We start from the raw sequence: 12,519 nt of genomic DNA, 5'->3' as shown, positions 1-12,519 counted from the left end.
CCTCACATCGCCGCGAAAGATACGTTTCGACCGCTCCAAAAGCGCTGGCGGGAAGCAACTGTTAACCACTCGCTCCCTATTGCTCAGCGGACATTTCAGAGTGAGTCTTGAGAATGGAATCCAAGCGTTTTCCTCGGGTCAATTCATTGAAGCCAGCTTCGCCCGATGACCCCGAGGGAAAGCGTTTCAACGGCGTGAGCGGCAAGGTGGACAGCCAGCCGCCCGGCGCGACCGCGGGCGGCAATTTCCCGCCACCTGTCGATCTCGGCGGCAATGAAAGTCCCGCCTGGCAGGAGTATTTCTTCCTGGCGCCCAATGTGCGGTTTACCCGCACGCCGGACTACGAAGCCAGCGCACGCCATCCGCGCCAGATCACCTCCGAGCAAGGCGAATCGCCGGCGCCGCCGGCGCGGCAAGCCGTCGCACAGCCTGCCGCGGCTGCGCCGTCGTCCGTGGTCCCGTCCCCGTCATTGTCGGCGGCGATGAAAAGCCGGAACGCCGCTTTGGAAACCGCCCGGCCGCCCGCCGGCAACAAAGCTGTGATGCATGAAAGATCACCGGCCTCGGCATCCGTTCCGCCAAGGCATGCCAGCGAAAAGGCGCGGACCCTCGTGACGGCCGGTCCGGGGACCGCTGCGCCGGTACGTGCATCCGCACCGGCGGCGTCTGCCCAGGAAATGGCGGCGCCGGTCAAGACAACAGGCCGTGAAACCGTCCGCTGGCCCTACCTGTCGGATCACGTCTTCTTCGAGCTCATGGCGCCTTACATGATCGAAGGTTCGTCGCCCGCGTCGCGAGCCGTCCCGGTTCAGCGCGCCGCCGCGCCGGTCGCCGCCGGACAGGTCGATGTTCGCGCCGCGCCGACGGCCGACCCGACCGCGTTGTTCCGTGTCATCGACTGCCTTCCAGGCCAGCAGGCCTCGTCCGCCTCGTCGGATGTCCGTCCGGCCAACTCCAACGAAGCGGTGGTTCAGCCGGCGGCGGGTGGTGTGCCGAAGCGAACCCAGGCGCGGGTCGCAGTGCCCGCCGTCGCGGGCAATGCCGCTCCGGCGCAAGGCGCCGAGGACACCGTGCAGGTTCCGGCCGGGCGCGCCTCTTCGCCGCTGCCTTTGGCCGGCAAGATCGTGCCAGCCACGACGGGCGAGGCGTACGAACTTCCCTCGGAAGAGCTGCTGCAGCAGCCGCCGGAAGGGCAGGGCTTCTATATGTCGCAGGAGCGGCTCGAGCAGAATGCCGATCTCCTGGAGAGCGTGCTCGAGGATTTCGGCGTGCGCGGCGAGATCATCCACGTTCGCCCGGGTCCGGTCGTCACCCTCTATGAGTTCGAGCCGGCGCCGGGCGTCAAATCGTCTCGCGTCATCGGTCTTGCCGATGATATCGCCCGCTCCATGTCGGCGATTTCGGCGCGCGTCGCCGTCGTGCCCGGCCGCAACGTCATCGGCATCGAGCTGCCGAACGAGACGCGCGAGACCGTCTATTTCCGCGAACTGATCGAATCGCAGGGCTTCCGCAAGACCAGCTGCAAGCTGGCGCTTTGCCTCGGCAAGACGATCGGCGGCGAGCCCGTCATCGCCGAACTGGCGAAGATGCCGCATCTGCTGGTCGCCGGCACCACCGGCTCCGGCAAGTCGGTCGCCATCAACACCATGATCCTGTCGCTGCTCTACCGGCTGAAGCCGGAAGAATGCCGGCTGATCATGGTCGATCCGAAGATGCTGGAACTCTCGGTCTATGACGGCATCCCGCATCTTCTGACGCCCGTCGTCACCGATCCCAAGAAGGCCGTCACCGCGCTCAAATGGGCGGTGCGCGAGATGGAGGACCGCTATCGCAAGATGGCGCGGCTCGGCGTGCGCAACATCGACGGCTACAATGAGCGCGCCGCCCAGGCCCGCGACAAGGGCGAGGCGGTCGTCATGACCGTGCAGACCGGCTTCGAAAAGGGCACCGGCGAGCCGCTGTTCGAGCAGCAGGAAATCGATCTTGCGCCGATGCCCTACATCGTCGTCATCGTTGACGAGATGGCCGACCTGATGATGGTCGCCGGCAAGGAGATCGAAGGCGCCATCCAGCGCCTGGCGCAGATGGCACGCGCGGCCGGCATCCATCTGATCATGGCAACGCAACGCCCCTCGGTCGACGTCATCACCGGCACGATCAAGGCCAACTTCCCGACCCGCATCTCCTTCCAGGTCACCTCCAAGATCGACAGCCGCACCATCCTGGGCGAGCAGGGCGCCGAACAGCTGCTCGGCCAGGGCGACATGCTGCACATGATGGGTGGCGGGCGCATTTCGCGCGTGCATGGCCCCTTCGTCTCCGACGCCGAGGTCGAACATGTCGTGGCGCATCTGAAGGCGCAGGGCCGCCCGGAATATCTGGAGACGGTGACCGCCGACGAGGACGAGGAAGAAGTCGAGGACGACCAGGGCGCGGTCTTCGACAAGGGATCGGTCGCCGCCGAGGACGGCGATTCCAGCTATGACGAGGCGGTCAAGGTGGTGGTGCGCGACAAGAAGTGTTCGACGTCCTACATCCAGCGCCGTCTCGGCATAGGCTACAACCGGGCCGCATCCCTGGTCGAGCGCATGGAGAAGGAAGGCCTGGTCGGCGCGCCCAACCATGTCGGCAAGCGCGAAATCATCATGGGCCGGCGCCCGCCGGCAGCCGCGCCCGACGAGGACGGCACGGAATGATCGGCGGCCCTTGCGGCGGTCTGGCTTCTCCCGACACATAATAAAAAAGGCCGGTCGCCCGGCCTTTTCTCATTGAAGCAGTGCGATCTCAGCCGATCTTCTGGCCGGTCTTGGCCCAGTCTGCGAGGAAGGCGGCGAGACCCTTGTCGGTCAGCGGATGGTTGACCAGCGCCTTCAGCGTCGCCGGCGGCGCGGTGATGACGTCGGCGCCGATCAGGGCCGCTTGCTTGACGTGGTTCACCGTGCGCACCGAAGCGGTCAGGATCTCGGTCTGGAAATCGTAATTGTCGTAGATCTGGCGGATCTCCTGGATCAGCTCCATGCCGTCCGAGCCGGTGTCGTCGATGCGGCCGACGAAAGGCGAGATGAAAGAGGCGCCGGCCTTGGCGGCGAGCAGCGCCTGGTTGGCCGAGAAGCACAGCGTGACGTTGACCATGCGGTTCATCTGGGTGCGGATCGTCTTGCAGGCCTTCAGGCCGTCCAGCGTCAGCGGCACCTTGATGCAGACATTGGGCGCGATCTTGGCCAGCACCTCGGCCTCCGCCATCATGTCCTTGTATTCGGTCGCCACGACTTCGGCCGAGACCGGGCCGGCGACGATATTGCAGATCTGCTTGGTGACGTCGGCGATCTTGCCGCCGGATTTGAGAATCAGCGACGGATTGGTGGTGACGCCGTCGAGCAGCCCCAGATCATTCAGCTCACGGATTTCCTTGATGTCGGCGGTGTCGACGAAAAATTTCATGGCGGTCTCCTGACGATTTCGTCGTGCTTGGGAAGGCACGTTCAGCGTTGCTCTTTGATCTAGACCAAAGTCGGGGCAAGGTCACGCCTCATGATCGAAGATTCGCCCTTTGTCGCAGCCGCGCCGGTGCTGGTGCCGATGCCTGCCGAACGCCCCTACACCTATGCCGTGCCGGCCGGCATGCGCGTGGTGCCGGGGTCGATCGTGCGCGTGCCGCTCGGGCCGCGCCAGGTTGCCGGCATCGTCTGGGATGGCGCGGTCGAGACTGTCGACGCGAAAAAACTGCGCCCGATCGAGCAGGTCTTCGAGTGCCCGCCGATCGACCGTTCGATGCGCCGTTTCGTCGACTGGGTGGCGCAATACACGCTGTCGGCGCCGGGCATGGTGGCGCGGATGCTGCTCAGAGCGCCGGAGGCCTTCGACCCGGAACCCTGGATCGAGGGGTTGCAGCGCACGCTTATCGTTCCCGACCGGATGACGGATGCGCGGGCGCGCGTGCTGGAAACGGCCGAAGGCGGGTTGGCCTGGACACGATCCGGCCTGGCGCATGCGGCCGGCGTGTCGTCGACGGTGATCGAGGGGCTGAAGGCGCAAGGCGTGTTCGAGACGGTGATGATCCCGCCGCGCCCGGTCGTGGCAGCACCTGACCCGAGCTATGCCGTGCCCGAACTGATGCCGGACCAGAGCGACGCCGCATCGATGCTGCGCGCCAATGTCGCGGCCGGCGCCTTCAACGTCGCGCTGCTCGACGGCGTCACCGGGTCTGGCAAGACGGAGGTCTATTTCGAGGCGGTGGCGGCCGCACTCGACCGGGGCAAGCAGGTGCTGATCCTTTTGCCGGAAATCGCGCTGACCCATGCCTTCCTCGAACGCTTCCAGCAGCGCTTCGGCGCCAAGCCGGGCGAATGGCATTCCGACCTGCCGCCCAGGATGCGCGAAAAAGTCTGGCGGCAAGTGGCGGAAGGCACGGTGCGCGTCGTTGCCGGCGCGCGCTCGGCGCTGTTCCTGCCGTTCAAGGAGCTCGGCCTGATCGTCGTCGACGAGGAGCACGACCCTGCCTACAAGCAGGAGGACCGTGTCTTCTACAATGCGCGCGACATGGCGGTGGTGCGCGGCCATATTGGCGGCTTCCCGGTGGTGCTGGCATCGGCGACGCCATCGGTCGAGAGCCGCGTCAATGCGAGCCAGGGCAAGTACAACAGGGCCATTCTCTCCGCCCGCTTCGCCGAGGCGGCGCTGCCGCAGCTGAAGTCGATTGACATGCGGCGCGCGCCACCGGCGCGTGGCGGCTTCCTGTCGCCGGTGCTGATCGACCATATGCGCAAGACGCTGGAGAAGAAGGAACAGTCGCTGCTGTTCCTCAACCGGCGCGGCTATGCGCCGCTAACGCTGTGCCGCGTTTGCGGCCACCGTTTCGGCTGCCCGGTCTGTTCGGCCTGGCTGGTCGAGCATCGCTTTCGCGGCCAGCTGGTCTGCCATCATTGCGGGCACAATGAGCGCCGCCCCGAAGCCTGCCCGGAATGCGGCACGCTCGATCATCTGGTCGCCTGCGGCCCGGGCGTCGAGCGCATCGCCGAGGAGGTCGTCACGCATTTCCCCGATGCGCGCACCATTGTCTTGTCGTCCGACCTGATGGGCGGCGTGCGGCGGCTGCGGCTGGAACTGGAGGCGATCGCCGATGGCGAGGCCGACATCGTCATCGGCACACAGCTCGTCGCCAAGGGCCACAATTTTCCCAACATGACGCTGGTCGGCGTCGTCGATGCCGATCTTGGCCTTGCCAATGGCGATCCGCGCGCCGCCGAGCGCACCTTCCAGCTGCTCAGCCAGGTGACCGGCCGCGCAGGCCGCACCGGCAAGAAGAGCCTCGGCCTGCTGCAGACTTTCCAGCCCGACCATCCGGTGATGCGGGCGATAGTCTCGGGCGATGCCGAGGCTTTTTACGAACGCGAGATCGCCGAGCGCGAGCGGGCGGCGCTGCCACCGTTCGGCCGGCTGGCCGGCGTCATCGTCAGCGCGGTGACGCGGGCGGAAGCGGAAGGGCATGCACGCGGCCTGCGCCGCGCGGCGCCCGAGGCGTCAGATCTGTTCGTGCTGGGGCCGGCGGAAGCGCCGCTGTCCCTGCTCGGCGGCCGCCACCGCTTCCGCCTGCTGATCCAGGGCGAACGGCGCGCCGACATGCAGGGCTTTATCCGCGCCATGCTGGCCAACGGGCCGAAGCAGCGTGGCTCGGTCCGGGTGCAGGTCGACATCGATCCGCAGAGCTTTTTGTAAGGTCGCCATATCGGCGATAGGCTGCTGACCAGCGAGAAATGGAAGATCACATGAAAACCCTTGGCTTGCTCGGCGGCATGAGCTGGGAATCGACCGCCATCTACTATCGCCTGCTCAACGAGATCGTGCGCGAGCGCCTCGGCGGGTTGCATTCGGCCAAGCTGCTTTTGTGGTCGTTCGATTTCGTCGAGATCGCCGAGCGGCAGCATCATGGCGATTGGGACGGCGCCGGCGTGCTTCTGAATGATGCCGCGCGCAAGCTGGAGGCGGGCGGTGCGGAAGGCCTGGTTCTGTGCACCAACACCATGCACAGACTGGCTGACCAGGTGCACGCGTCGGTGTCGATCCCCTTGATCCATATCGCCGACGCCACTGCGGCCGCGGTCAAGCGCACAGGCATGCAGCGCCCGGCGCTGCTGGCGACGCGCTTCACCATGGAGCAGGATTTCTACAAGGGCCGGCTCGCCGACAAATACGGCCTGTCGCCGGTCGTGCCCGATGCGGCCGGGCGCGACATGGTGCATCGCGTCATCTATGACGAGCTCTGTCAGGGCATCGTCAGCGAAGCTTCGAAGGCGGCCTACATGGAAGAGGCCGAACGCCTTCGGCGTGACGAGGCCGCCGACAGCATCATCATGGGCTGCACCGAGATCACCATGCTCATCGGACAGGATGATTTCGACATTCCGGTTTTCGACACGACACGCATCCATGCCGAGGCGGCGGTGGAATTCGCGCTCGGTTGATGCGCCGTTTTTTTCTGACGCAATTGCCTAGGGAAAACGCTATGCGTTTTTCCCGGGAAAACGTTTCACACTTTTCCTGGCATGGCTTTGAAAGTGCCTGATGCCATCTGGCGCGGCGCTTTTCCTCGGTTAGAATGCCCGGAATTTCAAAACAGGCATTTCGAGGGGACAGCATGGATTTTGCGCTTCCATGGCCGACGAGCCAGGGCGAATGGCTGGCCTGGTCGAGCGCCGTCTTCACCGTGCTGCTCGGGTTTCTGTTTTTCCTGGCGCCTGGGCTGGCCTTCCGCATCCTGCGCCTGCAGGCGAAACCGGACAAGGCGGCGGCGATCGCAGAGGGGCGTGGCAGGATGTCGGGCTTTTATCTCGGCGTCGGCCTGTGCTGCATTCTCTTGGCGCAGCCATTGGTTTACATGGCGCTCGGCTTCTCCTGGCTGTTCACGGCCTTCGGCCGGCTGCTGTCGATGATGTCGGATGGCGCCAACACACCTTTCAATTGGGTTTCCATTGTGGTGGAGTTGGTCCTGGCGGCGTTGCCGCTCGCCTTTGCCTTCGGCTTTGTGCCCTGAATCCAAGGCTATTCCGGCGCATCAGGCGCGAGTCTTTCGCCGGATGCGACAATAGTGCCTGAAAAGCATGCGGAACGACGCATTGCGGTCTTAAAATGCCTGTGCTAGACGGCAATCGACTTTCGGCCGGGGATAGCGGAAGCCGCGCCTCCGTGCTTGAAAAAATGCAGTAAGGTCAAAGATTTAGCCAGAGTTTTTGCTCGCGCCAACAATCTGCGGCCTGTCAGACAAGAGAAAAGACGGTCCGTGGCTCAATCGTCATCGCCAATCTCAGCTGTCGCAGAACGCTATGCGGGTTCGCTGTTCGAACTCGCCCTGCAGGCAAATTCCGTGGCCAAGGTCGAGTCCGACCTCAACAGTTTCGAGGCGATGCTCGCGGGCAGTTCCGACCTGACCCGGCTGATCAACAGCCCGGTATTCTCCAGCGAGGAGCAGGCCAAGGCCATCGCGGCGATCGCCGACAAGGCCAAGATCACCGGCCTCACCGGTAATTTCCTGCGCGTCGTCGCCCGCAATCGCCGGCTGTTCGCCGTGCCCGGCATGATCAAGGCGTTCCGCCAGATCGCCGCCGAGCATCGTGGCGAGACCGCTGCTGAAGTGACGTCGGCTCACGAGCTGACGGCTGCCCAGCAGGCCGAACTCAAGGCGGCGCTTAAAGGCGTCGCCGGCAAGGACGTGGCCATCTCCGTCACCGTCGATCCGTCGCTGCTCGGCGGGCTGGTGGTCAAGATGGGCTCGCGCCAGATCGATACGTCGCTCAAAACCAAACTCAATTCGCTCAAGCTTGCACTGAAAGAGGTCGGCTGATGGACATCCGCGCCGCGGAAATTTCCGCAATTCTGAAAGACCAGATCAAGAATTTCGGCAAGGAGGCCGAGGTCTCCGAAGTTGGACAGGTGCTGTCCGTCGGTGACGGTATCGCCCGTGTCTACGGCCTCGACAATGTCCAGGCCGGCGAGATGGTCGAATTCCCCGGCGGCATCCGCGGCATGGCGCTCAACCTCGAAGCCGACAATGTCGGCGTCGTCATCTTCGGCGCCGACCGCGACATCAAGGAAGGCGACACCGTCAAGCGCACTGGCGCCATCGTTGACGTTCCGGTCGGTCCGGGCCTGCTTGGCCGCGTCGTCGACGCGCTCGGCAACCCGATCGACGGCAAGGGCCCGATCAAGGCGACCGAACGCAAGCGCGTCGACGTCAAGGCGCCCGGCATCATCCCGCGCAAGTCGGTGCATGAGCCGATGTCGACCGGCCTCAAGGCCATCGACGCGCTGATCCCGGTCGGCCGCGGCCAGCGCGAGCTGGTCATCGGCGACCGCCAGACCGGCAAGACCGCCATCATCCTCGACACGATGCTGAACCAGAAGTCGGTGCACGACAACGGCCCCGAGAAGGAAAAGCTCTACTGCGTCTACGTCGCCGTCGGCCAGAAGCGCTCGACCGTCGCGCAGTTCGTCAAGGTGCTGGAAGAGCGCGGCGCGCTCGAATATTCGATCATCGTCGCCGCCACCGCCTCCGATCCGGCGCCGATGCAGTTCCTGGCGCCGTTCGCCGGCTGCACCATGGGCGAATATTTCCGCGACAACGGCATGCATGCGCTGATCAGCTACGACGATCTGTCGAAGCAGGCCGTCGCCTATCGCCAGATGTCGCTGCTCCTGCGCCGTCCGCCGGGCCGCGAAGCCTACCCGGGCGACGTCTTCTACCTGCACTCGCGCCTGCTCGAGCGCGCCGCCAAGCTCAATGACGATCTGGGCAATGGCTCGCTGACGGCTCTGCCGGTCATCGAAACCCAGGCCAACGACGTGTCGGCCTACATCCCGACCAACGTGATCTCGATCACCGACGGCCAGATCTTCCTCGAAACCAACCTGTTCTTCCAGGGCATCCGTCCGGCCGTCAACGTCGGTCTGTCGGTGTCGCGCGTCGGTTCCTCGGCGCAGATCAAGGCGATGAAGCAGGTTGCCGGCTCGATCAAGGGCGAACTCGCGCAGTACCGCGAAATGGCGGCCTTCGCGCAGTTCGGCTCGGATCTCGACGCCGCCACGCAGCGCCTGCTCAACCGCGGATCGCGCCTGACCGAACTCCTGAAGCAGCCGCAGTTCTCGCCGCTGAAGACGGAAGAGCAGGTCGCGGTGATCTTCGCCGGCGTCAACGGCTATCTCGACAAGCTGCCGGTCAACCAGGTCGGCAAGTTCGAGCATGGCCTGCTCAGCCATATGCGTGCCGCGGGCAAGGACGTTCTCGACGCCATCCGCAAGGAAAAGGCGCTGTCGGACGATCTGCGCGCCAAGCTGAAGGCAGAGATCGACGCTTTCGCCAAGACCTTCGCCTGAGCGAAGCGACAAGACGGGATCAGGTTTGAAGCATGCCTTCATTAAAAGACCTTCGTAACCGTATCGCCTCGGTCAAGGCGACGCAGAAGATCACCAAGGCGATGCAGATGGTCGCCGCGGCGAAGCTGCGCCGTGCGCAAGAGGCAGCGGAAGCGGCGCGCCCCTATTCGGAGCGCATGGGTTCCGTGCTGGCCAACATCACCCAGGCAATCGGCGGCGGCGGCGACGCCCCGGCGCTGATGACCGGCACCGGCAAGGACAACGTGCATTTGCTCGTCGTCTGCACCGCCGAGCGCGGCCTGTGCGGCGGCTTCAATTCGCAGATCGCCCGTCTTGCCCGCGATCATATCCGGCGGCTTCTGGCCGACGGCAAGCAGGTCAAGATCATCTGCGTCGGCAAGAAGGGTTTCGACATCCTGCGCCGCGACTATGCCTCGATGATCCTCGATCGTGTCGACCTGCGCGAGGTCAAGACGCTCGGCTTCGTCAATGCCGACGCGATCGCCAAGAAAGTCATCCACCTTTTCAACGAGGGCGCCTTCGACATCTGCACGCTGTTCTATTCGCAGTTCAAGTCGGTGATCAGCCAGGTCCCGACCGCGCAGCAGATCATCCCGGCCGGCGTCGCTTCGGCTCCCGCCGAGGCGGTGGATGGCGGCAATGCCGTCTACGAGTACGAACCGGAGCCGGGCGAAATCCTCTCCGACCTCATCCCGCGCAACATTTCCGTGCAGGTTTTCCGGGCGCTGCTCGAAAACGCGGCCGGCGAAATGGGCGCCAAGATGAGCGCCATGGACAATGCGACGCGCAACGCCGGCGAGATGATCAACAAGCTGTCGATCACCTACAATCGCCAGCGGCAGGCGCAGATCACCAAGGAACTGATCGAAATCATTTCGGGCGCCGAAGCGCTCTAGGCGTGGTTCGCGGGCCATCGGCCCGCTCCAGGACCGCGTGAGAAACAAAGGACGAAAAAGGGTAAAGACGATGGCGAAAGCAGCGACCCCCAAGACGGCGGCCCCCAAGGCGGCAGCCGCGAAGACCGCAGCCCCCGCAAAGGCGGCCAAGGCTCCGGCAGCCGCCGCGAAGGCAGCTCCGGCAAAGACGGCCGCGGCGCCGGCCAAGGCCGCGGCGGCCAGGACTCCCGCAGTGGCCGCCAAGGCGACGGGCGTCGTCGGCAAGGTCCGCCAGGTCATCGGCGCCGTCGTCGACGTACAATTCGGCGATCACCTTCCGGCGATCCTGAACGCGCTCGAGACGACCAATGTCGGCAATCGCCTGGTGCTCGAAGTTGCCCAGCACCTGGGTGAAAACACCGTGCGCTGCATCGCCATGGACTCCACCGAAGGTCTGGTGCGCGGCCAGGAAGTGCGCGACACCGGTGCGCCGATCACGGTGCCGGTCGGCCCGGGCATGCTCGGCCGCATCATCAACGTCATCGGCGAGCCGGTCGACGAAGAAGGCCCGGTCGACGCGATCGAAATGCGCTCCATCCACCAGCCGGCTCCGACCTATGTCGAGCAGTCGACGGAAGCGCAGATCCTGATCACCGGCATCAAGGTGCTCGACCTGCTGGCACCTTACGCCAAGGGCGGCAAGATCGGCCTGTTCGGCGGCGCCGGCGTCGGCAAGACCGTGCTGATCCAGGAACTGATCAACAACATCGCCAAGGCGCATGGCGGCTATTCGGTGTTCGCCGGCGTCGGCGAGCGCACGCGCGAGGGTAACGATCTCTATCACGAGTTCATCGAATCCGGCGTCAACAAGAAGGGCGGCGGCGAAGGCTCCAAGGCGGCCCTCGTGTACGGCCAGATGAACGAGCCGCCGGGCGCGCGCGCCCGCGTCGGCCTGACCGGCCTGACGGTCGCTGAATATTTCCGCGACCAGGGCCAGGACGTGCTGTTCTTCGTCGACAACATCTTCCGCTTCACGCAGGCGGGTTCGGAAGTGTCGGCTCTTCTGGGCCGTATCCCGTCGGCCGTGGGCTATCAGCCGACGCTCGCCACCGACATGGGCGCGCTGCAGGAACGCATCACCACCACCACCAAGGGCTCGATCACCTCGGTGCAGGCCATCTACGTGCCCGCCGACGACTTGACCGACCCGGCGCCGGCGACCTCGTTCGCCCACCTTGACGCGACGACGACGCTGAACCGCGCCATCGCCGAAAAGGGCATCTATCCGGCGGTCGATCCGCTGGATTCGACCTCGCGCATGCTCGACCCGATGGTTGTCGGCGAAGAGCACTATGCCGTTGCCCGCCAGGTGCAGTCGATCCTCCAGCGCTACAAGTCGCTGCAGGACATCATCGCCATCCTGGGCATGGACGAGCTGTCGGAAGAGGACAAGCAGACCGTGGCCCGCGCCCGCAAGATCGAGCGCTTCCTGTCGCAGCCCTTCTTCGTCGCCGAAGTGTTCACCGGCGCGCCGGGCAAGCTCGTCGACCTCGCCGACACCATCAAGGGCTTCAAGGGCCTCTGCAACGGCGACTACGATCACCTGCCGGAAGCCGCCTTCTACATGGTCGGCGGCATCGAGGAAGCGGTCGAGAAGGCACAGCGCCTGGCGGCCGAAGCGGCTTAATCAAGGGAATAGGGAGTAGTCAGTAGTCAGTAGTGAATAGCAGCTGGGTGATCGGGACGGTTCCCTCTCTCCCTACTTCCTACTCACTATTCCCTACTCACTAAATTGACATGGCTGAAGCTTTCAAATTCGAACTGGTCTCGCCGGAGCGCCTGCTGGTTTCCGCTGAGGTCGAATCCGTCGTCATTCCGGGTGCCGAAGGCGAGATGACCGTGATGGCGCATCACGCGCCGGTCATGACCACGATCAAGCCGGGTGTCGTCACGGTGAAGACCGCTTCGGGCGGTGAAGAACGCTATGTCGTGTTCGGCGGTTTCGCCGACATCGTTCCGGCCGGCTGCACGCTGCTGGCGGAATCGGCTGTCGCCGTGAAGGATGTCGACCGCGCCGATCTCGCCCGCCGCATCCAGGAAGCCAAGGAAGATGCCGCCGACGCCAAGGACGACCAGGCGCGCAGCAAGGCCGAGCAGTTCCTTAGCCAGCTCACGACGCTGGAAGGCGCCATCCTGCCGGCCTGAAGTCCGCATCAAATGACTTGATGAAAAGCGGGGCCTTGTTCGCTTTTTTGTT

Annotated in this window: 10 protein-coding genes; 9 read left to right on the top strand and 1 reads right to left on the bottom strand. The window is 64.7% G+C overall.

Annotation, left to right across the window (positions count from 1 at the left end; genetic code table 11):
• The first annotated feature begins 113 nt into the window (after window positions 1-113).
• Entirely contained in the window at window positions 114-2,696 is a 2,583-nt protein-coding gene (locus CK228_RS30830) for a DNA translocase FtsK (protein ID WP_095790268.1), read from the top strand.
• Window positions 2,697-2,784: 88 nt separating this feature from the next.
• On the opposite strand, the gene fsa is transcribed toward CK228_RS30830, so the two are convergent.
• Window positions 2,785-3,441 carry a fructose-6-phosphate aldolase gene (gene fsa, locus CK228_RS30825; RefSeq protein ID WP_095790267.1) on the bottom strand — a complete coding sequence of 219 codons (657 nt, stop codon included), beginning with the start codon at window positions 3,439-3,441 and terminating at the stop codon, window positions 2,785-2,787.
• Window positions 3,442-3,531: 90 nt separating this feature from the next.
• Here fsa and CK228_RS30820 point away from each other — a divergent pair, with 90 nt between their 5' ends.
• From CK228_RS30820 to CK228_RS30785, 8 genes are all read left to right on the top strand, one after another.
• Window positions 3,532-5,715 (top strand): primosomal protein N', encoded by a 2,184-nt coding sequence (locus tag CK228_RS30820; protein WP_095790266.1) that lies wholly within the window; start codon window positions 3,532-3,534, stop codon window positions 5,713-5,715.
• Window positions 5,716-5,765: 50 nt separating this feature from the next.
• Window positions 5,766-6,461, top strand: a complete 696-nt coding sequence (locus CK228_RS30815) for an aspartate/glutamate racemase family protein (protein WP_095790291.1) — start codon at window positions 5,766-5,768, stop codon at window positions 6,459-6,461.
• Window positions 6,462-6,634: 173 nt separating this feature from the next.
• Window positions 6,635-7,030 carry a DUF4345 family protein gene (locus CK228_RS30810; RefSeq protein ID WP_095775829.1) on the top strand — a complete coding sequence of 132 codons (396 nt, stop codon included), beginning with the start codon at window positions 6,635-6,637 and terminating at the stop codon, window positions 7,028-7,030.
• Window positions 7,031-7,276: 246 nt separating this feature from the next.
• Window positions 7,277-7,837 carry a F0F1 ATP synthase subunit delta gene (locus tag CK228_RS30805; protein WP_095790265.1) on the top strand — a complete coding sequence of 187 codons (561 nt, stop codon included), beginning with the start codon at window positions 7,277-7,279 and terminating at the stop codon, window positions 7,835-7,837.
• Complete coding sequence (atpA, locus tag CK228_RS30800; protein ID WP_019861845.1) at window positions 7,837-9,366, top strand: F0F1 ATP synthase subunit alpha; 1,530 nt, start codon at window positions 7,837-7,839, stop codon at window positions 9,364-9,366. Before CK228_RS30805 ends, atpA begins: the two co-directional genes overlap by 1 nt.
• Before the next feature lie 32 nt (window positions 9,367-9,398).
• On the top strand, window positions 9,399-10,283 hold the full coding sequence (locus CK228_RS30795; RefSeq protein WP_095790264.1) for a F0F1 ATP synthase subunit gamma: 885 nt from the start codon (window positions 9,399-9,401) through the stop codon (window positions 10,281-10,283).
• Between the two features lie 70 nt (window positions 10,284-10,353).
• Window positions 10,354-11,949: a F0F1 ATP synthase subunit beta gene (gene atpD, locus CK228_RS30790; protein WP_179296101.1), complete on the top strand. Its 1,596-nt coding sequence runs from the start codon at window positions 10,354-10,356 to the stop codon at window positions 11,947-11,949.
• A gap of 110 nt (window positions 11,950-12,059) precedes the next feature.
• Window positions 12,060-12,467: a F0F1 ATP synthase subunit epsilon gene (locus CK228_RS30785; RefSeq protein WP_095775824.1), complete on the top strand. Its 408-nt coding sequence runs from the start codon at window positions 12,060-12,062 to the stop codon at window positions 12,465-12,467.
• Window positions 12,468-12,519: the final 52 nt, after the last annotated feature.

This window comes from Mesorhizobium sp. WSM4312 (assembly GCF_002294875.1).
Classification (GTDB): Bacteria; Pseudomonadota; Alphaproteobacteria; order Rhizobiales; family Rhizobiaceae; genus Mesorhizobium.
This window is presented reverse-complemented; position numbering and strand designations above follow the sequence as displayed.